Here is a 20,142-nt window from a genome sequence, read left to right as displayed (position 1 = left end):
TTAACTGTCTGTAATTGATGGAATAATATAATCCGCCATGAGTTCCCACCTATCGATTATCATTTTGTCTACTTTCGATACGATTGCCACTATCAGATCCTTTTCGGGAACACAATAGAGATAAGTTCCGCCTATGCCTGCCGCGAGAAAAGTGTTAATACCCTTATCTTCTCTAAGCCACCACATATAGCCACAATCTTCCGTATGCTGTTTTAGCGATTCAGTTATCCAGTTTTCTGAAATGATCGGCTTGTCATTGCAATGGCCTTTATTCAAATACAAATATCCCAAACGAAGCATATCACGCAGAGTTAAAGACAGTCCCCAGCCTCCAGTATTGATATTTTGAGGATCTTTTATCCAACCGGTAATACTTTCACCATAGACCTCTTCTTTAGAAAAGGATTTCATCTGCTGGTCAACGATCTCTTTAACCCCTAAATGGCTGAATAATGATTTATTGGCAAATTCTCGGCTTGATAGTCCCGTACTCCGCGTAATAATCGCTGAAAGAAGGTGCGCATTAGACATATTGAATTGAAACTCCCCAAGCTGGCCTTTTTGTCCCAACATTTCAAGCATAAACATCGTCCAATTCTTTTGCCTTCTCAACCTATCTAATGGCTCACTCTTTTTCCAAGAATAGGGTGCAGTCATGGTAAGTAAATGTTTGATTGTCAGATGTCGCTTTAACATATCACTAGCTTTGGATTCCGCTTCTGGAAAGAAATCCAGTATTGGTTGATCGACGTTTTTTATATAACCCTTATCAATGGCTATTCCCACTAAAGCGGAAGTAACGCTTTGTGTTACTGAAGTTAGATGATGAGTATTTTCAGCATGGTAACCTTTGAAATATTTTTCAAAAACAATGCCGCCTTTTCGCAAAATAGCGATTCCTTTAATAATGCCTAATTGAAAATTCAAGGCGATATCCAGCTCTCTCAATTTATCTGGATTCATATTCACCGATTCTGCATCAATGGTTTCTAATTCTTTTACATTAGCCATAATCAAGTATCCACTTTTTAAATCGTAAGGTATTTTCCGATTAGTGATTTTGGATTTTTTACCAAGTCTTTAGGCGTTCCTTCGGCAATGATTTCACCGCCTTTTAATCCTCCTTCAGGACCAAGCTCCACAATCCAATCACACGATTCAAGAACTTCATGATTATGTTCAACAACAATCACAGAGTTTCCGCTTTTGATTAATTCATCCAACAGTTTTATCAGTTGAGCTGTATCATAAAGGCTTAAACCGGTAGTGGGTTCATCCATGATATACAAGATATGACCTTTTCGTTGCCGTCCTAATTCCTTCGCGAGTTTTAGTCTTTGGGTTTCCCCCCCGCTCATTGTTGAAGTGGGTTGCCCAAGCTTTATATATCCCATACCAATCCGTTCCATTATCTGTAACGGACGAACAATGAAATCATTATCACTAAATAGGGCTATCGCTTCGGAAATCTGCATATCAAGAATTTCTGAAATATTTTTCCCTTTATACGTGACAGTTAAAACTTCGTTGTTATATCTTTTACCTTTACATTTTTCGCACGTTGCGTACATTTTTAAGCTACCTTCAGGAAAAATAGCTTTACGTCCACTACCATTACACTCTCGGCAAGCGCCCTCGGAATTGAAGGAAAAGTGTCCCGCCGTTAAATTTAACCGTTTTGCTTCGGGTTGTTCTGCAAATAATCTGCGTATCTTGTCCCATATTTTGGTAAAAGTAACAGGATTCGAATTTATATTTCTTCCTATTGGTACCTGCGATACTTCAGCAAAGCCAGAAATATTTTCTGCGCCATCAAACCTTTCGGCTATTGTTTCGATTAATAGTGATTCATCTTCAAAATCTACTTCGTTTTCTTCTCCATTGGTATTGTTCTTATTGGCGTCTAAGCGAAAATAACTTTTTAACAGGGGCGTAAGTGTGTTCGATATCAAGGAGCTTTTTCCACTTCCGGAAACGCCCGAAACCCCAATAAGAACGCCTAATGGAAATGCGATTGAAATATCTTTTAAATTGTTGGTTTTGGCGTGTCGAATGACTAAACGAGGAATAGCAGAATCATCGATATTTTGTTTTAACATCCTTACCGGCATTTTTGCTTTGCCGGAAAGATATTGTCCTGTCAATGATTTATCGCATTTTAACAGACCTCCATAATCACCTTCATAAATCACTTCTCCGCCTTCAATCCCCGCTTTTGGGCCAATATCAATGATATGTTCAGCTATTTCTATCGTACTTCTGTCATGTTCCACAACAATAACCGTGTTGCCTAAATCTTTAAGCGCTTTTATAGATTGTAAAAGTTCAAGTTTTTCTGATTCATGTAGACCTACTGTGGGTTCATCAAGAATATAGATAAGTGATTCAAGTTTCGACTCCAAATGCGAGTTAAGGAAGAGTCGTTGTATTTCCCCACCACTTAGTGAGGACATTTCTCTATAAAGTGACAAATGACCTAAACGAGAAGCAATTAATGAGTTTGTTTTACCTAAAATATCTTTAAGAAGATTTTTCCCAAATTGCGTTATTTCGTTTAGTTCCAATGCCGATTCAAAAAACGTTTTAGCCTCGTCTAAAGTCATTTTACCGACTTGACCAATATGTTTATGATTAATTAATATGTTGCGAGCTTCTTCACCAATGCGATATCCGTGACATTCTGAGCAAAGTGTTATTTCATACAGACCATTTAAATATTCGCCTCTTTTGTGTTTAGCTTGCAAAATTCTTGATAAGCAGAAGCTTTGATTTGCACTGTTATTGCTGACATAATGCCCGTTTACCACGTCTTCTTTTATTTCATCCGGTATTTCTAAATAAGGCTGATCCATATAGCCTTTGAAATTCCTTTCCAAGACGCGAAGTATACCGGGGGTTACCCCGATAAAATTAAATAACTCTCGAACGGTAGGATTTTTATTTGCAATAAGCTTTTCCATATTAACGTGATAATATGCGCCTCTGCCAGCGCATTTCATACACATTCCGTTAGGGTTATTATAGGAAAAATAGCCTAATTCAAGGCGCTCTTCCTCATGTCCACACTTAGCGCAGATCCTATCTTGTCCAATAGTTTCGTTGCACTCTGAACATTTAACCTGCCCTTCACTTGAATACAGTAGGGCGAGAAGGTTAAATATGTTTGTTTTTGAACCGACTGTTGATCTTGGGTTATTCTGACGTACAACGCTTTGCTTAACTGCAATTGTCGGGCCGATACCCTCTATGCTTGCAAATTTTCTCTCATTTTCAAGTCCCGGAAATATTCCTAATGATTGAAGATACCCTTTACGTCCTTCTTCAAACACAATATCAAACATCAGACTAGACTTTCCTGATCCACTTATACCGGTGGCAACGGTTAATTTGTTTTTGGGAATAGTAATATCAACATCTTTAAGATTGTGAATCCGAGCTCCTGTTATTTTTATACTTTTCATCTAATCACACCTTGTCTTTTTAATTAAGAAATTTCAACTAATTTATTTATCGTTAAGATCAAACTATTGAGGAAATATAGAGCATTATTTTTTATTAGTGAAATGAAATATCTATATTTTTTAAAATTTATTGACAAAATTGCAATTTTGTGAATTGGTTGTATTTTACCGTCATTTGGTTAACTATATTGTTTATTTAAAAAACAGTTCAAATTTTTTAAGAGGCCTTAATGAGGTTTTTTGAGAGAATTGTTTTAATTAACTAATTTTAGATAGTCAGACTAGTTTAATAAGTCTATAATTTCGTCACAAATTACATTATTAAGTTGATAAGTTATGAAATTGAACATAAGGATTGTTGCTTTAATTGCAACATTTAGCTTCCCCTGTTTTGCAAATGAACATACCACTCATTGGGGATATGATGGGCAAGAAAAGCCTGAAAACTGGGGAAAGCTTTCACCGGAATATTCAACTTGTGAAAATGGCAAGAATCAATCGCCAATCAATATTGAACATGCGTTTAAAACAAATCATCCTGAGCTTAGTCTTATTTTCAATTCTGCTAAGCAAGAAATGATTAATAATGGTCATACTATACAAATCAATGTATCGGGTGAAAATAGTTTAACGTTGGATGATGAAGTTTTTACATTACAGCAATTCCATTTTCATACGCCTAGCGAAAATGAAATTAACGGTAAGCATTATCCGATGGAAGCGCATTTTGTTTATAAAAATCAAAATGGCGATTTAGCAGTAATGGCGTTAATGTTTAAAGAAGGCAAAACTAATTTAGAATTAGAAAAAGCATGGCATCAAATGCCAACAGCGGTGAATAAAAGCCTGATATTTGATAATGCCATTAATATAAAAGCGTTATTACCCAATGTATTGGACTACTACCGCTTTAGTGGTTCACTGACTACGCCACCTTGTACAGAAGGGGTAAGGTGGATTGTGTTAGAACATGAAAGTTATGCATCAAAAGCACAAATCGAAAAATTTCATTCAATTATGCAGCATGATAATAACCGACCAATTCAACCGTTAAATGGACGAATCATTGTTGATTAATTAGTTTGGCTCTGGAATCATCTTTCCAAGAGCCATTAATTATCAATAAGAAAATCTTCTAGTCTTACATTTTATAGCTTAAAGATACTTGTAAAAGTAAAGACCTTGATACCATTTGAGTATAAATCCATACTAAGCCTTCCCCATAATATTCAGCATTTTAAAGCATTGTGAATAAGTGCTTTATATATCTATTTCATTATGGTAGGCAACGCTATTTAACCCCATGTTTTAGCTATAAACCAATTGGTTATTTTGATTATGTTAGTTCACTGTTTGGGTGAATAATCAGCACCAAAATAATGAATACTAATTTCTGATAATTTTCCATTATTGATGATCTTTTGGATGCCTTGATTGATATCTTTGGTTAATTGTTCACCTTTCTTTCCTTTGCTGATCAATAAGTAACTATAGGGGGAAGCAATACGTTCAGCATCTTCGTTGCTTAAATCGATACTTTTGAGTTTCAAGTTATGTTCGCTGATATATTGCGACAACATGACTTTATCAATTAACTGAAAATCATATTGTCCTGTTTCAACATGCTGTAACACTGGCAGTAAGTCTGCTTCACTGTAAATAATGTTGACGGGGTTATCGGGATGTTGTTCATTGTATAACTCTAAGGCTGTAGCATAATTAAGCCCCGGTGAAACTTCAGTCGATTTGCCTTTTAAATCACTAAAACGGTTAATATTGTCATTATTTTCAGCTACTGCTATCACATATTGGTTCATGAAAATTGGCGAAGAATAAAAATATTTTTCTTTGCGTTTTTCATTCATCGCATAATTATTGGCTCCGACTTGATAACGTTGAGAGTCAAGTCCTGCTAAAACCGAAGGAAACTCGGTAACTTCAAAATTGATTTCATATTGTGGTAATTGGGCAAATACCGCTTTGACTACCTCAATATCGTAGCCAATTAATTCTCCTTTATCATTTACCGTCGTAAAAGGGCTAGGTGCGCCAGAGGTAGCAATAGTAATTTTTTCCTTTTGGGTTGTTGGTGAGTTTTCTTTTGCGTTATCACAGCCAGATAATAAAACAGTTAAAGTTAGTACGCTTAAAGCTGAAATAAAATAATTTGTGGGGATATTCATAATGCTACTCTCCTTTTTTACGGAATAAAGCTAAAACAGTTTTAGATAAAACCCATATTTTTCATTTCTGTTTGATGATCGACCTGATAACGAGCCATTCCCGTTTTCATTAAATCGAACCCCATATTTTTATAAAATTCGATGGTTTGGGGATGAGTATAAAGAATGATATTGCAGTGTTTGACCTGTTCTACCAGTTTTTCCACAATTAACCGTCCAAATTGCTGACCATGTAAATGGTTTGCCAGAGCAATGTTATAAATGGCTGCCTGACAAATACCATCTGATAATGTGCGTCCCACACCCACTACTCGTTTTTTTTCCAGTAAAAAAACGACGCCATAACTCTGTTTAAAGACTTGTTCTTGGGTTTTGGCATCAAGCGAACTGAGTCCATAAAAGGCAAGTAAGTCAGCGACATCTTGCCAGTTAATATTTTGACAATGTTGTTGTAAAACAATACTCATTACGACCTCTTTTATTCATTAGATTTCATAATCCATTTGCATGGTATTGTAATAGCGCGTTAAAAAATCACGGGTTCTTTGCTGAGTTGGATTGGTAAAAACTTGTTTTGGTGTGCCGTCTTCTATTATTTGCCCTTTATCCAAGAAAAAGACTCGGGTTGCGATTTCGTGTACAAAACTCATTTCGTGAGAGACGAGGAGCATAGTTATACCCGACTTTGCTGCTAATTTTATCGTAGCTAACACTTCTCCGACTAATTCAGGATCTAAGGCGGAAGTGGGTTCATCAAGTAATAATACTTTAGGATCCATGGCTAACGCTCTGGCAATGGCTACTCGTTGCTGTTGTCCTCCCGATAGTTGTTTGGGGTAATGATAGATTCTTTCACCTAGTCCAACTTCAACTAATTTGTCATAAGCTATTTGTTGTGCTTTATCTTTGGGATATTTTTTTACAACAACTAATCCTTCCATTACATTTTCTAATGCATTTTTTTGTTGGAATAAATTAAATTGTTGAAATACCATTGCAGTTTGTTGGCGAAATCTGACTAATTGCGATCGCTTTACACGGCTGACATCCAACTCAATATCGTCAATAGTAATTTTACCGAATTGCGGTCTTTCTAATAAATTTAAGCATCGTAGCAATGTTGATTTGCCTGCTCCTGACGCACCGATAATTGCCACAATATCATGAGGTTTAATATGAAAATTAAGATTATTAAGTATTGAATTATCTTGAAAAGATAAAGTTAAATTTTGCACATTTATCATAATAGCTTCCCTCGGCGATAACTTGGTGTATTCACCGTGTCAGATATCGTAAGGCGCTTTTCCAAATATCTAACGATTAATTCAATAATAATGGTTAATGCCCAGTAGATGAGTGCCAATGAAATATAGACTTCAAAATAGCGATAACTATGTCCAGCTAAGGTTTTACCTCTGCCCGTCATTTCAGTTACAGAACAAACGAAGGCGAGGGAGGTTCCCTTAAGTAAGCCTATTAGTGCGTTACCAAGGTTGGGTAAGGCGACAATAAAGGCTTCCGGAATAATGATTCGACGTAATAACTGGCTATAGGTCATACCAAGAGATTGGGCTGCTTCAATTTGTCCTTTATTTACCGATTGTAATGCGGCACGTATTGTTTCTGAATTATATGCCGCTTCATTAAAAGAAAACGCAATCAAAACAAACAGCATTGGCGGAACACTGTTAACATTAAAATCGGTATGATAATAATAATTGATATAACGTAATATAATAGGAATACCATAGAAGCTTAAATAGAGTTGCACTAGCAATGGCGTGCCTCTAATAAATGAAACAAATATCATCGCTATCTGGGAAAGAACAGGTATCTTGTTCATTTTAATAATAGCGATGATGAGTCCTAACATTACTCCCAGTAACATTGAAAAAAGAGTAATAAACAATGTGACCGGCAAATAAGCAAGTAATGTCGGAATTTGGCTGAAAATTAATCCAATATCTACTATATTTGGCATTCGTATTATCCCAATAATTAGTGACTGGTACTAAAACGTTTATCTCGATTATGGGGAGCATGCCAATTGCTAACATCAGGGCCTAAAGGCAAAATATCATAAGGATTATGCGCATTATTACTCAAAAAATAGCCCTTTTTTATCGCTTCAAAATCGGTGGTTTCACCAAAAGCCGGGATTTGATACAGATCTCTGGCATAAGCCCATAAATTAGGGTAATCAATAATTCGATTACGGTTAGTTTTGAATGCAGAATAATAGGCAACATCAAAGCGTGCTAATGTAACATACAGACGAATATCGGAATCAGTAATATTATCACCAAATAGATAGCGTGATTTGTCTAAACGTTGCTCCAATTTATCTAATTGATTGAATACAAGATGATAAGCTTCTTCGTAAGCTTTTTGTGAGCGTGCAAACCCTGCCTTATAAACGCCATTATTCACTTCATGAAAAATCACATGGTTAAGTTCATCAATTTCCTTACGTAAATGTAGAGGATAAAGATCGGGCGCACCTGATTTATGAAAGGGTTTAAAAACGGTTTCCCAGTAGTAGGTTAAATTAAAATAGTCATTGTTAACCACTTTGCCGGTTTTCACATCCACTATGGTTGGTACGGTTGCTCGACCATGGTAATTGGGATCTGTCGAGGCATAAATTTCAGGTAAGTAGCGAATACCGAGCACCGGATCGACGCCTTTAGGATCCAGCGAAAACTCCCAACCATGGCTGGTACGGACGGGTGATACTTTACCAACACTGATCACATGCTCTAACCCCAATAACTTAATCGCTATCATCTGGCGGTGTGCCCAAGGACAAATTGCCGCCCAAATTAAACGATAACGACCCGATTCAACCGGCAGCATGCCTGGCTCGTTGCCGAAGGGAGTATCAAATCGATTAGATTGACGAACAAAAGCGCCATCTTGGTTAATTTCATTATTTTCGGTAGTGACTACCTTTCCTATCGCTATAGACATATGCTTACTCCTCTTATTTGATACGGCAGAATCAATCCTGTTTCAGGATTGGATAAATTCAATCTAGCATCAAATATTTAGAGGATAAAATAATAAATAAGCATATTTATATAATTATCAATTATATGGATAGCTGGTTTTAGTGGTACTTAACTCGTGTTTGGTAATTGGAACTATTTACCTAATCGTTTATATAGTCTTTCAGGACGCCCGATTTTTCCATGGTTAAGTTCAACGGTTAATAATTTTGTTTGAACACAGTGTTCTAAATATCGTCTGGCGGTCGTTTTACTGATTTGGGCATTTTCGACTATATCATCTACCGTTAACGGTTTGTCTGTTTTCATAAATAGATCTTTAACTTTTTGTAGAGTGATTTCCTCGATACCTTTTGAATGACGATTAATGCCGACAAAATCTTTCGTTTGCAAATTAAAAAGTTCATCAATTCTTCGTTGATTGACATGCTTTTGTAGGCTTTGCCGATATAAGAACAGCTCAAAGCGCTCTAACGAATGTTTTAAACGTTGATAGGACAGTGGTTTTATTAAATAATCAAATGCCCCCAAGCGTATTGCTTTGCTACACGTATCCATATCACTGGCTGCAGTAATGAAGATAACATAACAATCTAGATGATTATTAATGATATATTCAAAAAGATCGATACCTTTTCCATCTGGTAAATAGTTGTCTAATAAAATTAAAGTTGGTTTTAATTTATCGATCATTATTTTTGCTTCAGCTAAATTGGAGGCAATACCGATAACGTTTACTTTGGTATCACGTTGAATAAAATCAGCATTTAGCTCAGCTAAAATTGGCTCATCTTCAACTATAAGTGCTTTAATTATATCATCTTTTGATTGATTCATACTTTCTTATCCCTCATGTTATTTGGGTATGAAAACGGAAAAAATTGCACCGTAAGGTTCATTATCTTCAAATGTAATATAGCCATTAGCTTTTTTAATGTAAGTCAAAACGAGATGCAAACCAATCCCATGTTCTTTAGTATCTTGTGATGTGACGCCGGGTTTAAAAATTGAATCACGAATTTTTTCATCTATACCACAACCTTGATCACTAATTTCTAAAACAATTTCATCGGTTGCATCACTAAGATATAAATAGATCGTTTTATTGCCACGATCGTTTTTCAAACTAGCATTGAATGCGTTATCAAGTAAATTACCTAAAATAGACATAAATTCTGTTTCGGTAATTGAATCGGGTAATGCATTTAGCTGGCATGCAGGATCGAACATCAGTTTTAAACCAATTTCATGTGATTTAGAATATTTACCTATTAACAGACCACATACAGCAGGTACTTTAAAATGTTCAGTTATAAAATCTAAGCTAGCTTGATTATCGGCAGAGTGCAACGCAATAAAAGATTCTGCTTCTTGGTAACGCTTCATATAAATTAAGCCAGATAGTGTTGCCATCCAATTAAGATGCTCGTGTCTTAATGTGCGCAAATTATCCACATATTGATTTACCTGAGTTAATTGCATGCTTAATAAGTTAATATCATTGTAATTACGGAACGTAATAACCCAACCTTTAATCTTATTATCAACCATAATTCGAATTCGATTAGCAATGACAATAATATTATTAAAATAACAAATATGATCATGTATATCTCGGATTTTGTTATCATTTCCACATATAAATTCTGTTGATTCAATAAAATCCCATAAGGTATGATGAATCAATTCGTTATCTTTGACTTTAATTTTTAACATCGATCTTGCTGATTGATTGATATTCATAATTTTGTATTCAAGATCAATGGCAATGACACCCTCAAAAATGGATTCCATAATTGATTTTTGACTTTTTACCAGTAATGCAATTTCTTTCGGCTCCAAATTAAACATCTGTCTTTTGATTGCCTTAGAAAAACAATAAGAAAAGATAAACAATGCTAAAAATAGTAATGAACAAAAAAAGATAAAAGGGATGACTTGTTTGATATGTAGTGCATAAATATCATCAATCATATAACCAATTGAAACAATGCCAACAATTTTACCTTGATCAACTATTGGTGCTTTGCCTCTTAATGCTAACCCAAGTGAACCTTTACTAATGGTAACACTGCTATTGCCATTGAGTACTTGCTGATTATCGTCACCAATCATGGGTGAAAATAGGGCATTATTGGCAGTATGAAAAAGGCGATGGGCATTTTCATCACCAATAACAATATAACTTGCGTCACTTTGTTGAAAAATATCAATTACTAATTCAGCTATTTTATTAGTATCTTTTTCTCTAACATATTTTATTAAACTGGGTATTACTGCTAATTCTCTTGCTTGAATTTGCGCTTTTTCACCTAAACTTCGGTATAAATTTGTTTCTGTCGCATTCCAAATATAACTTTGTAATAGAGCTAAAATAATCAATGAAAAGATCAAAAGAGATAAAAATAATTTCGTAGTAAATGATAATTGTACTTTCTTTCGCATTTTTACATTTACTTTTCAAATTAAAGTAGAGGTGAGTGTAACACAGCATAAAAAAACTTTGAGCCATTAAAACCATAAAAACCACAGTTAAAATATGATTTATATCACAAAAATGAGATTCATATTTTGTCACTATACGCGCCAATTAATTCGAACAAATCAAATCATTTTGGAGAAAAAATACATATGGTGGATTTCAATTCAATTGGAAAAACGCATAATCAAAAAGAATCAACGAGTAAGCCCGTTGAGCAAAATTTAAAAGGGTGGCCTTATAATTGGTGGCGACTCATGGACAATTATAAAATTGGTGTAATTCCACTTCCATTATTTATTATTGCTGGTATTCTTATTTTCACCGAAGTGTTAGTAACAGGTAAGTTACCGAGTGAAATCGTTGTTATGGTTGTCACTTGTGCATTTTTTGGCTTTTTGTGTGGTGAAATTGGTAAACGTTTACCGATCGTTGGTAAAATGGGTGCAGCAGCAATCTGTGCAACCTTCATTCCATCTGCTTTAGTTTATTATGGAATTCTTCCTACGCCAGTTGTTGAAGCAACAACTAAGTTCTATAAAGATACGCATATTCTTTATTTATACATTTGTTGTATCATCGTTGGTAGTATTATGAACATGGATAAGAAAACACTTATTCAAGGTTTCTTAAAAATCTTTGGACCGATGGTATGTGGTGAGATTGTCGGGATGCTTGTTGGTGTCGGTGTCGGTTATCTACTAGGTTTAACACCGTTTGAAACATTCTTCTTCTTGGTATTACCTATCATGGCTGGTGGTGTTGGTGAAGGTGCAATTCCACTTTCAATTGGCTATGCTGCAATTTTAGGTATGGAACAAGGTGAAGCCCTAGGTCGTGTATTACCGATCGTTATGTTAGGTGGATTAACGGGTATTATTTGTGGTGGTGTCCTTAACCGTATTGGTAAAGCTTATCCACATTTAACAGGTAATGGACGATTATTACCAGCGTCAGAAGAAGACGAAATTACAGATAAAAAAGCAGCTAAAGCAGATTCTGTTATCGATGTGACAACATTTGCTTCAGGTGTATTATTAGCCGCTATCCTTTATATGGTTGGTATGATTGGTCATAAAGTGACAGGTATTCCAGCGCCAGTAGGAATGTTATTTGCAGCTGTATTTGTTAAATTAATATCAGGTGTTTCACCAAAAGTATTGAGTGGTTCACAAGTCGTTTACAAATTCTTCCAAACGTCTGTCACTTATCCAATTTTATTTGCGGTAGGTGTGGCAATCACTCCATGGGATAAAATTGTTTCTGCATTTACGTTAACTAACTTAGCAGTTATTGTTTGTACCGTGGTTAGCTTAGTAACAACAGGCTTCTTTGTAGCGAAAAAATTAGGTATGTATCCAGTAGATGCGGCTGTTATTTCATGTTGTCAAAGTGGTCAAGGCGGAACAGGTGACGTTGCAATATTAACCGCAGCGGAACGAATGGAGTTAATGCCATTTGCACAAATTGCAACCCGTATTGGTGGTGCGATTAATGTATCGGTATCGTTACTTATTCTCGGCAATTTCTTAGTATAGTTAAATTTTTTTAACAACAACCTTAGCCTAGACTAGGGTTGTTTGTTTTTATTTTATAGTAATAATTAATACAAACAGCTTTTAAGGAGTACTCATGAAGCTTGTCAGTTATCTTGTCTCTGGTAGAGCAAGTTTTGGTCTTCTCACTAATCATGGTATTGTTGATTTAAAACAAAAATTTGGTGACAAATATGCTGATTTGAAATCATTACTTGCTGATGAAGAAGGCTTGTCGCTAGCGAAAACCTATGTTAATGCTCCAAGTGACATTAATGAGCAAGATATCACTTATTTACCGGTTATACCGAATCCAAATAAAATTTTATGTGTTGGCATGAATTATGCTGAAAAAAGAGCAGAATTTAATGAAACCAGTTCGGCACCAACATTATTTGTTCGTTTCCCTGATTCACAAACAGGGCATAAAACAAATATTCTCAAACCAGCTATTACGAATGAACTAGATTATGAAGGTGAACTTGCCATTATCATTGGTAAAGGTGGTTTTCGTATTAAGCAAGAAGATGCATTATCACATGTAGCAGGTTACAGCTGTTATATGGATGGTTCAATCCGCGATTGGCAATATACTTGGTTTACGGCAGGTAAAAACTGGCCAAGTACAGGTGCATTTGGCCCTTGTTTAACCACGACTGATGAGATTCCTGATCCTACCGTATTATCTTTAACGACCTATTTAAACGGTCAGGAAATGCAACACGATTATGTCAAAAACTTAGTTCATACTGTTCCTGAACTTATTTCTTATATCAGTACTTTTACCCGTTTATCTCCTGGCGATGTTATTCTTACTGGTTCACCGGGTGGTGTAGGTAAAAAACGCAATCCTCCAGTATTTATGAAAGATGGCGATAAAATTGAAGTTGAAATCTCTGGAATTGGTCGTTTAACGAACTATGTGGTAGCAGAAAAATAGGTGATATTATGTATAGTTTAGTCGATTTTTCAGTGGTAGATATCTCAAAATCATTAACTGAACGAGAACAAATTATTCGTTTGTTAACGCTATCGGATCTAAACTTAGACCCTCAAGTCCATATATTTATCGTTGCTTACATGGACGGTAAAATGGTAGCTTGTGCAGGCATTGATGACAATATTATTAAATGTGTTGCAATTGACCCGGATTATCGTGGAAATCAGCTTAATTTGACTTTGTTGGATAATGTTATCAAATATGCTAATGAGCAGGGGCATTTTCATCTCTTTTTATATACTAAACCTGAAAATATCGACTTTTTCAAAGGGTGTGGATTTTATCCTATCGTCGAGGTAAATAATCTTGTCGTATTAATGGAAAATACCCCCGTTGGAATTAAGCAATACTGTAAATATTTAAGTGAACACCGTAAAGAAGGGAACAAGATTGGCAGTGTAGTGATGAATGCTAATCCATTTACAAAAGGTCACCAACATCTTTTGCAGTATGCTGCCAGTCAATGTGATTGGCTTCATGTTTTTGTCGTCAATGAAAATGTTTCACTGTTCCCATTTGATGTACGTTTACAACTGGTGAAAGAGGGATCGAAACACTTAAAAAATGTCACGGTACATGCAAGTTCAGCCTATATTATATCTAGAGCAACATTTCCTACTTATTTTTTAAAGGATAATGATAAAATTGATTACGCTTACATGGGGATCGATTTATTAATTTTCCGTAATTATATTGCCCCAGCACTGAATATTACCTATCGTTTTGTTGGAACCGAGCCCTACAGTCAAATAACTAATGCTTATAATACTTCAATGCGTTATTGGTTACAGGATAAAGACGTTAGTCCTTTCCCGGTTGTGACGTTAGTTGAAATTCAACGTATTCTTGACGGGGAAGATATCATATCCGCTTCGTTGGTTAGAAAATTACTGGCTGATGAGCAATATGAAGAGGTAAAACGATTAGTTCCTGAAACAACATGGAACTATCTAGAGGCTAATTTAGATTCAGTCAAAAATTTAATTCGTTCAAAAGGTAACTAAATGAAAATCAAGAAAGAAGCCATGGCTGGCACTCTCGAATCAAGCGATTTGTTAGTGAAAGTCACTCCTAATACAGGAATTGAAATTGTTATTAATAGTGATGTTAATAAGCAATTTGGCGATCAAATACGCGCCGTTGTTGAGCAAACCTTAACAAGTCTTAATGTGACTGACGGTTTAATTATTATTGATGATAAAGGCGCTTTAGATTGTGCGATTAAAGCTCGAGTACAATGTGCAGTATTGCGTGGCGCAGAAGAAGAGAACTTAGATTGGAGTAAATTACTATGAAAAAATTGCGTCGAAGTATGTTATTTCTGCCGGGTGCGAATGCAGCGATGTTATCCACTTCGTTTGTCTATAAGCCTGATTCAATCATGTTCGATCTTGAAGATGCAGTATCATTAAAAGAAAAAGATTCTGCTCGTTTATTGGTTGCACAAACATTACGTCTTCCGGTTTATAAAGAACATGGAATTGAAACTGTTGTTCGAATCAATGCGCTCAATACTCCATTTGGCTTAAAAGATCTTGAAGCTGTTGTGAGAGCAGGTGTTGACGTTGTACGTCTACCGATGACAAATAGTGCTGAAGATATCCATGAACTTGAAGCTCATGTTGAACGAATTGAAAAAGAGTGTGGTCGTGAGGTTGGTAGTACTAAATTAATGGCAGCTATTGAATCTGCGTTAGGTGTAGTAAATGCTGTTTCAATCGCAAAATCTTCACCACGTTTAATTGGTATAGCGTTAGCTGCGTTCGATTATTTAGTTGATATGCAAACTGAGCGTGGAGACGGTACCGAACTATTTTATGCACGTTGTGCTGTTTTACATGCAGCGCGAGTGGCGGGTATTGATGCATTTGACGTGGTTTATTCTAACGTTAATGATGATGAAGGCTTCTTGAAAGAAGTTAGCTTAATCAAAAAATTAGGTTATAACGGTAAATCACTGATTAATCCAAGACAAATTGAATTACTACATAATGCTTATGCGCCAACAGCTGCAGAAGTTGAAAACGCACAAAAAGTGGTTGAAGCTGCTGAAGAAGGTGAAAGAAAAGGGCTTGGTGTGGTTTCATTAAATGGCAAAATGATTGATGCACCGATTATTGCACGTGCTCAAAAAATTATTGAGCTAGCCAAATATTCTGGTGTACGTAAAGAAATTTGATAGGATTAAAAAATGACGACTTCTATAGACAAAAAAATTGATGATTTGCTAAAACAGCATCCCGATCTAAAAAATATTGCACCGTTTGTTGATGCTAATGCAACAACGCCTTATTTAAAAGATGAGTCAAAATACACACGTAAATTATGTGATTCTATCGAACAAGCAATTCATAAATGTGAATTACGTGATGGAATGACGATCTCTTTCCACCATGCTTTTCGTGAAGGTGATAAGGTCATTAACAAAGTTGTTGAAACGATCAGCAGACTTGGTATTAAAAACTTAACGTTAGCATCAAGCTCATTGTTAAGTTGTAACTCTGCCTTGATTCCACATATTGAAGCAGGTGTGATTACCAAAATTTATACCTCTGGTTTACGAGGTAAATTGGCTGATGCTATTTCACATGGATTAATGGATAATCCTGTTCATATTCACTCTCACGGTGGACGAGTAAAACTTATTCAAAGTGGTGAAATTAACATTGATATCGCATTTTTAGCTGTTTCAACAGCGGATGAGCAAGGTAATGCCAATGGTGTATCGGGTAAATCTCAATGTGGTGCATTGGGTTATGCGATGGTTGATGCGCAATTTGCGAAAAAAGTAGTCTTGTTGACTGAAGATATCGTTGGTTATCCAAATCATCCGGCAAGTATTCGTCAGGATCAAGTCGATTATATTGTTAAAGTCGATGAAGTTGGTGACCCGACTAAAATCAGTGTCGGTGCAGCGCGAATTACCAGCAATCCACGAGAGCTAATGATTGCTCGCTATGCTGCGGATGTCATTGAGTATTCTGGCTATTTTAAAGACGGTTTCTCAATTCAAACCGGTTCAGGTGCGTCTTCAACGGCAGCCACCCGATTCTTAGAAAATCGTATGCGAGCTAAAAATATTACTGCCTCATTTGCATTAGGTGGTATTACAGCAAGTATTGTTGATTTACATGAAAAAGGGTTAGTTAAACGTTTACTTGATACGCAAAGTTTTGATGGTACCGCAGGACAATCTTTAGGTAAAAACCGAGACCATATCGAAGTTTCAACCAATGTCTATGCAAACCCTGCATCGAAAGGGGCGAGTGTGGATGAGTTAGATATTGTTATCCTTAGTGCATTAGAAATCGATCTTGATTATAACGTTAATGTATTAACAGGATCGGATGGTGTTATGCGGGGTGCGTCTGGTGGTCACTGTGATACCGCGGCCGGTGCAAACTTAACCATTATTGTTGCGCCATTAATTCGTAGCCGTATTCCAACTGTGATTAAGAAAGTGACAACTGTTGTAACACCAGGTGAGAGCGTTGATGTGCTTGTAACTGACCATGGTATTGCTGTTAACCCTAATCGTCCAGAAATCGCTGAACGTTTAAAAGCAGCAAACTTACCGGTAATGAGCATTGAAGAGCTTTACCAACGTGCGGTGTCATTGACTGGTGAACCAAAACCAATTGAATTTAAGGATAAAATTGTTGGTATTGTTCATTATCGAGATGGTTCGGTGATTGATGTAGTACGCGAAGTTAAAGACTAACTAACTTGCAATAGCATGACATGATGACATGCTATTGCCTTCTTTTATCTAAATAGCAGACAAGACCACAATGATAGTAAAATTTGATGATGGTACACCAATCACGCTTGAACAGATGTTACTTGCGAAAGAAAAACGAGTTGCCAATCAACTTTTTGCAATCACACACTATCAACAACCAATCATCTCACTTTGTTTGGTTATTCCGGGAGCTATTAAAAATAGTAGTGGAGCACACTATCTATTTAATCAAGCGATCCAAGCATTACATCACTGTTTCAGTACAAACAATATCACTATCGTGAATGAACAGCATTATCATCAAATCACAGGGTTTGAAGCGATTATTTCGGTAGCTTGTCAAACAAAAAAGTTAAAACAATTTTGTATTGATATTGAAGATAATCATCCTTTAGGACGATTATGGGATATTGATGTTATTGATCCCACTACCCAACAGAGCCTTTCTCGAGCTCAATTTGAACAACGTCCAAGGCAATGTCTAGTGTGTGATGAAGTAGCAAAAATTTGCGGACGAGCCAAACGACACTCACTTGATGAGATATTTACCGCAATTCAAAATAAAATTATCCATTACGGCAAATAAGATTTAAAATTCATTATCAAAATCAATTAATTAAATCTTAAAAGGATTGATGAAAAAGATTATAATAGTGGAAATCATCAACCCATAATTTAATTGAATAATTAAAGCTAAATAGCCGCTAATGCTTGTTTTAAATCACCGATTAAATCATCGATATCTTCTAATCCAACTGAAATGCGTAATAGTTGATCGGAAATGCCAGCCGTCTTACGAGCTTCGGCACTAATTCCTGAATGGGTCATCGTTGCAGGGTGACAGACTAAGCTTTCAACTCCACCTAATGATTGTGCCAAGGTAAATATATTCAGCGCTTTTAAAAATTTAGGCATAACATCAGCATTGCCGACCAATTCAAAACTTAAAAGAGAGCCAAATCCTTTTTGCTGTTTTTTAGCAATATCGTGACCAAGATTAGACGGTAAAGATGGATGGAAAACTTTAGCAATTTTAGGATGATTCACTAAAAACTCAACTACCTGTTTAGCATTGTCTTGTTGTAGTTTAACACGAGCAGCTAAAGTACGTAATCCACGCAATAATAAGTAGCTATCAAACGATGATGTTAACGTTCCAATGTTGTTTGCCCACCATAAGACATCTGTTGCTAATTTTTGATCTTTGAAGACCAGAATACCAGCCAATAAATCGGAATGGCCATTTAAAAATTTGGTACAAGAATGGGTGACAATATCGGCTCCAAGTTCTAATGGCTTTTGTAGAATAGGTGTCATAAAAGTATTGTCCACTAATACAATTGCACCCACTTCATGCGCTTGTTGAGTGATCGCTTGAATATCGACAACACGCAAAAGAGGATTACTTGGTGATTCAATTAAGACTAATTTAGGACGGAGATTTAACGCTTCTTTCAATGCAACAGGATCGGACTGATCAACAAATTTTGCTTTAAAATGACCTCGTTCACTTAAGCTGTTAAATAACCGATAACTGCCACCATAGCAATCATGAGGCGCAACCACTAAATCATTAGGGGATAATAATGCAACGCTAACTAAATGAATGGCTGACATTCCACAATTCGTTAATATAGCATCCGCTCCACCTTCCAATTTTGCGACAGTTTGTTCAACTAATCGTCGGCTAGGATTTGATTTTCGACCATAATCAAATTCTCTGGGTTTTGCAAACTCTTCATAGCGGTAACATGTTGAAGGTGTAATCACTGGAACGACACTACCGTATTGATCATCGGTATTTAGACCACCCCGGACAGCAATCGTCCCTTGATTTAAATTAGCACATTGGCTTTGATTGTTAGATTGATTAGCCATAATAACCTTCCTAAACCTCTTGATTTATTCTTAGATATCAGTTGTATAAGAATAACACAATTAATAAAGACGTCAACATGTCTAGACGTCTAAGTATCTTGGTGTGTAGATTGCAGTAAAACAAAAAAAACGTTAAAATTATCCACATTATTTGTGATGTAATTTGGTGGAAAAATGATGAAATGGAATGGCGACTATATCAGCCCTTATGCTGAGCACGGTAAAAAAAGTGAGCAAGTAAAAAAAATTACTGTTTCAATTCCGTTAAAAGTCTTAAAGATATTGACTGATGAACGTACTCGTCGACAAGTGAATAATTTGCGTCATGCAACCAATAGTGAACTTCTTTGTGAAGCTTTTTTGCATGCTTATACAGGGCAGCCTTTACCATGTGATGAAGACTTACAAAAGGATCGAGAAGATGGTATTCCACAGCAAGCTCAAAAAATGATGAGGGATTTAGGTATTGATCCTGATCTGATTGATGAATAAAAATTAAATGGTTATCATCGTTCAGTATCATTAGAGATGGGATATAAAAAAGGCGCATAAAGCGCCTTTTTTTATGATAATAACGAAAAAATCGTTACAACAAAAACTATTTTTTACCGCCAACCATTGAAAAACGTTGTTTGAATTTATCTACACGTCCACCAGTTGCAACATCACGTTGTTTACCAGTATAGAATGGGTGACACTCACCACATACGTCAAGATGAATATCATGACCAATAGTTGAATGAGTTTTGATAACATTACCGCAAGAACACGTTGCTGTAATTGCTTTATATTCTGGGTGAATACCTTCTTTCATAATAAGCCTCTAGAGTTGGTTCGTATCGCTATATAAACGGCT

The 20,142-nt window shown here is 35.9% G+C and carries 19 protein-coding genes and 1 pseudogene; 9 read left to right on the top strand and 11 right to left on the bottom strand.

From position 1 onward, the window contains the following. Both ACGH46_RS08700 and ACGH46_RS08695 read right to left on the bottom strand, forming a co-directional pair. Complete coding sequence (locus ACGH46_RS08700) at positions 1 to 927, bottom strand: serine hydrolase domain-containing protein (protein WP_411605301.1); 927 nt, start codon at positions 925 to 927, stop codon at positions 1 to 3. A 101-nt stretch (positions 928 to 1,028) separates the two neighbouring features. Further along, positions 1,029 to 3,341: an excinuclease ABC subunit UvrA gene (locus ACGH46_RS08695; RefSeq protein ID WP_411605300.1), complete on the bottom strand. Its 2,313-nt coding sequence runs from the start codon at positions 3,339 to 3,341 to the stop codon at positions 1,029 to 1,031. A gap of 456 nt (positions 3,342 to 3,797) precedes the next feature. Here ACGH46_RS08695 and ACGH46_RS08690 point away from each other — a divergent pair, with 456 nt between their 5' ends. Then, on the top strand, positions 3,798 to 4,538 hold the full coding sequence (locus tag ACGH46_RS08690) for a carbonic anhydrase (RefSeq protein WP_411605298.1): 741 nt from the start codon (positions 3,798 to 3,800) through the stop codon (positions 4,536 to 4,538). A 269-nt stretch (positions 4,539 to 4,807) separates the two neighbouring features. Here the strand turns inward: ACGH46_RS08690 and ACGH46_RS08685 are convergent, their stop codons facing one another. The 7 genes from ACGH46_RS08685 to ACGH46_RS08655 all read right to left on the bottom strand — a co-directional run bounded on the left by ACGH46_RS08685 (position 4,808) and on the right by ACGH46_RS08655 (position 11,097). After that, positions 4,808 to 5,644 (bottom strand): transporter substrate-binding domain-containing protein, encoded by an 837-nt coding sequence (locus ACGH46_RS08685; protein WP_411597274.1) that lies wholly within the window; start codon positions 5,642 to 5,644, stop codon positions 4,808 to 4,810. 41 nt (positions 5,645 to 5,685) lie between these two features. Next, positions 5,686 to 6,111: a GNAT family N-acetyltransferase gene (locus tag ACGH46_RS08680; protein ID WP_411597273.1), complete on the bottom strand. Its 426-nt coding sequence runs from the start codon at positions 6,109 to 6,111 to the stop codon at positions 5,686 to 5,688. Positions 6,112 to 6,129: 18 nt separating this feature from the next. Next, complete coding sequence (locus ACGH46_RS08675) at positions 6,130 to 6,888, bottom strand: amino acid ABC transporter ATP-binding protein (protein ID WP_411590399.1); 759 nt, start codon at positions 6,886 to 6,888, stop codon at positions 6,130 to 6,132. Next, positions 6,885 to 7,625 (bottom strand): amino acid ABC transporter permease, encoded by a 741-nt coding sequence (locus tag ACGH46_RS08670; RefSeq protein ID WP_267351956.1) that lies wholly within the window; start codon positions 7,623 to 7,625, stop codon positions 6,885 to 6,887. Before ACGH46_RS08670 ends, ACGH46_RS08675 begins: the two co-directional genes overlap by 4 nt. Before the next feature lie 17 nt (positions 7,626 to 7,642). Next, positions 7,643 to 8,614, bottom strand: coding sequence for a glutathione S-transferase family protein (locus ACGH46_RS08665; RefSeq protein WP_411605297.1), 972 nt, complete (start codon positions 8,612 to 8,614; stop codon positions 7,643 to 7,645). 173 nt (positions 8,615 to 8,787) lie between these two features. Continuing rightward, on the bottom strand, positions 8,788 to 9,489 hold the full coding sequence (locus ACGH46_RS08660) for a response regulator (protein WP_065559672.1): 702 nt from the start codon (positions 9,487 to 9,489) through the stop codon (positions 8,788 to 8,790). Positions 9,490 to 9,507: 18 nt separating this feature from the next. Then, entirely contained in the window at positions 9,508 to 11,097 is a 1,590-nt protein-coding gene (locus ACGH46_RS08655; RefSeq protein ID WP_267360554.1) for a sensor histidine kinase, read from the bottom strand. A gap of 279 nt (positions 11,098 to 11,376) precedes the next feature. Here ACGH46_RS08655 and ACGH46_RS08650 point away from each other — a divergent pair. The 7 genes and pseudogenes from ACGH46_RS08650 to citX form a co-directional block, all read left to right on the top strand. Further along, a pseudogene (locus ACGH46_RS08650) lies at positions 11,377 to 12,669 on the top strand (2-hydroxycarboxylate transporter family protein); the annotation flags it as partial. Between the two features lie 94 nt (positions 12,670 to 12,763). Beyond that, the gene (locus ACGH46_RS08645; protein ID WP_267360551.1) at positions 12,764 to 13,606 is read left to right on the top strand and encodes a fumarylacetoacetate hydrolase family protein; all 843 of its coding nucleotides are present in this window, start codon (positions 12,764 to 12,766) and stop codon (positions 13,604 to 13,606) included. An 8-nt stretch (positions 13,607 to 13,614) separates the two neighbouring features. Further along, positions 13,615 to 14,670, top strand: a complete 1,056-nt coding sequence (gene citC / locus ACGH46_RS08640) for a [citrate (pro-3S)-lyase] ligase (protein ID WP_411605295.1) — start codon at positions 13,615 to 13,617, stop codon at positions 14,668 to 14,670. Further along, the gene (gene citD, locus ACGH46_RS08635) at positions 14,671 to 14,961 is read left to right on the top strand and encodes a citrate lyase acyl carrier protein (protein ID WP_065559668.1); all 291 of its coding nucleotides are present in this window, start codon (positions 14,671 to 14,673) and stop codon (positions 14,959 to 14,961) included. Then, on the top strand, positions 14,958 to 15,845 hold the full coding sequence (gene citE, locus ACGH46_RS08630; RefSeq protein WP_065559667.1) for a citrate (pro-3S)-lyase subunit beta: 888 nt from the start codon (positions 14,958 to 14,960) through the stop codon (positions 15,843 to 15,845). Before citD ends, citE begins: the two co-directional genes overlap by 4 nt. A 12-nt stretch (positions 15,846 to 15,857) precedes the next feature. Then, positions 15,858 to 17,387, top strand: coding sequence for a citrate lyase subunit alpha (gene citF, locus ACGH46_RS08625; protein WP_267379073.1), 1,530 nt, complete (start codon positions 15,858 to 15,860; stop codon positions 17,385 to 17,387). A 70-nt stretch (positions 17,388 to 17,457) separates the two neighbouring features. After that, complete coding sequence (gene citX / locus ACGH46_RS08620) at positions 17,458 to 17,994, top strand: citrate lyase holo-[acyl-carrier protein] synthase (RefSeq protein ID WP_267360548.1); 537 nt, start codon at positions 17,458 to 17,460, stop codon at positions 17,992 to 17,994. A gap of 107 nt (positions 17,995 to 18,101) precedes the next feature. Here citX and metB read toward each other — a convergent pair whose 3' ends face one another. Then, a complete protein-coding gene (metB, locus tag ACGH46_RS08615; protein WP_411605293.1) occupies positions 18,102 to 19,286 on the bottom strand; it encodes a cystathionine gamma-synthase in 1,185 nt (394 codons plus the stop codon). A 174-nt stretch (positions 19,287 to 19,460) separates the two neighbouring features. Between metB and metJ the strand changes: the two genes are divergently transcribed. After that, entirely contained in the window at positions 19,461 to 19,778 is a 318-nt protein-coding gene (gene metJ / locus ACGH46_RS08610) for a met regulon transcriptional regulator MetJ (RefSeq protein WP_065559663.1), read from the top strand. Positions 19,779 to 19,884: 106 nt separating this feature from the next. Here the strand turns inward: metJ and rpmE are convergent, their stop codons facing one another. Further along, positions 19,885 to 20,100, bottom strand: a complete 216-nt coding sequence (rpmE, locus tag ACGH46_RS08605; RefSeq protein ID WP_065559662.1) for a 50S ribosomal protein L31 — start codon at positions 20,098 to 20,100, stop codon at positions 19,885 to 19,887. Positions 20,101 to 20,142 lie beyond the last annotated feature (42 nt).

This window comes from Gilliamella sp. CG22 (genome assembly GCF_046635725.1).
In the GTDB taxonomy this organism is placed as follows: domain Bacteria; phylum Pseudomonadota; class Gammaproteobacteria; order Enterobacterales; family Orbaceae; genus Gilliamella; species Gilliamella apicola_I.
The sequence above is the reverse complement of the archived record's forward strand: the minus strand, read 5'-3'. Positions and strand labels throughout refer to the sequence as shown.

Excerpts from the sequence above, each read along its gene's own strand:
- ACGH46_RS08695 (WP_411605300.1), bottom strand. The coding sequence starts at position 3,341 with ATGTTTGATATTGTGTTTGAAGAAGGACGTAAAGGGTATCTTCAATCA.
- ACGH46_RS08690 (WP_411605298.1), top strand. The coding sequence starts at position 3,798 with ATGAAATTGAACATAAGGATTGTTGCTTTAATTGCAACATTTAGCTTC.
- ACGH46_RS08685 (WP_411597274.1), bottom strand. The coding sequence starts at position 5,644 with ATGAATATCCCCACAAATTATTTTATTTCAGCTTTAAGCGTACTAACT.
- ACGH46_RS08680 (WP_411597273.1), bottom strand. The coding sequence starts at position 6,111 with ATGAGTATTGTTTTACAACAACATTGTCAAAATATTAACTGGCAAGAT.
- ACGH46_RS08675 (WP_411590399.1), bottom strand. The coding sequence starts at position 6,888 with ATGATAAATGTGCAAAATTTAACTTTATCTTTTCAAGATAATTCAATA.
- ACGH46_RS08670 (WP_267351956.1), bottom strand. The coding sequence starts at position 7,625 with ATGCCAAATATAGTAGATATTGGATTAATTTTCAGCCAAATTCCGACA.
- ACGH46_RS08665 (WP_411605297.1), bottom strand. The coding sequence starts at position 8,614 with ATGTCTATAGCGATAGGAAAGGTAGTCACTACCGAAAATAATGAAATT.
- ACGH46_RS08660 (WP_065559672.1), bottom strand. The coding sequence starts at position 9,489 with ATGAATCAATCAAAAGATGATATAATTAAAGCACTTATAGTTGAAGAT.
- ACGH46_RS08655 (WP_267360554.1), bottom strand. The coding sequence starts at position 11,097 with ATGCGAAAGAAAGTACAATTATCATTTACTACGAAATTATTTTTATCT.
- ACGH46_RS08645 (WP_267360551.1), top strand. The coding sequence starts at position 12,764 with ATGAAGCTTGTCAGTTATCTTGTCTCTGGTAGAGCAAGTTTTGGTCTT.
- citC (WP_411605295.1), top strand. The coding sequence starts at position 13,615 with ATGTATAGTTTAGTCGATTTTTCAGTGGTAGATATCTCAAAATCATTA.
- citD (WP_065559668.1), top strand. The coding sequence starts at position 14,671 with ATGAAAATCAAGAAAGAAGCCATGGCTGGCACTCTCGAATCAAGCGAT.
- citE (WP_065559667.1), top strand. The coding sequence starts at position 14,958 with ATGAAAAAATTGCGTCGAAGTATGTTATTTCTGCCGGGTGCGAATGCA.
- citF (WP_267379073.1), top strand. The coding sequence starts at position 15,858 with ATGACGACTTCTATAGACAAAAAAATTGATGATTTGCTAAAACAGCAT.
- citX (WP_267360548.1), top strand. The coding sequence starts at position 17,458 with ATGATAGTAAAATTTGATGATGGTACACCAATCACGCTTGAACAGATG.
- metB (WP_411605293.1), bottom strand. The coding sequence starts at position 19,286 with ATGGCTAATCAATCTAACAATCAAAGCCAATGTGCTAATTTAAATCAA.
- metJ (WP_065559663.1), top strand. The coding sequence starts at position 19,461 with ATGATGAAATGGAATGGCGACTATATCAGCCCTTATGCTGAGCACGGT.
- rpmE (WP_065559662.1), bottom strand. The coding sequence starts at position 20,100 with ATGAAAGAAGGTATTCACCCAGAATATAAAGCAATTACAGCAACGTGT.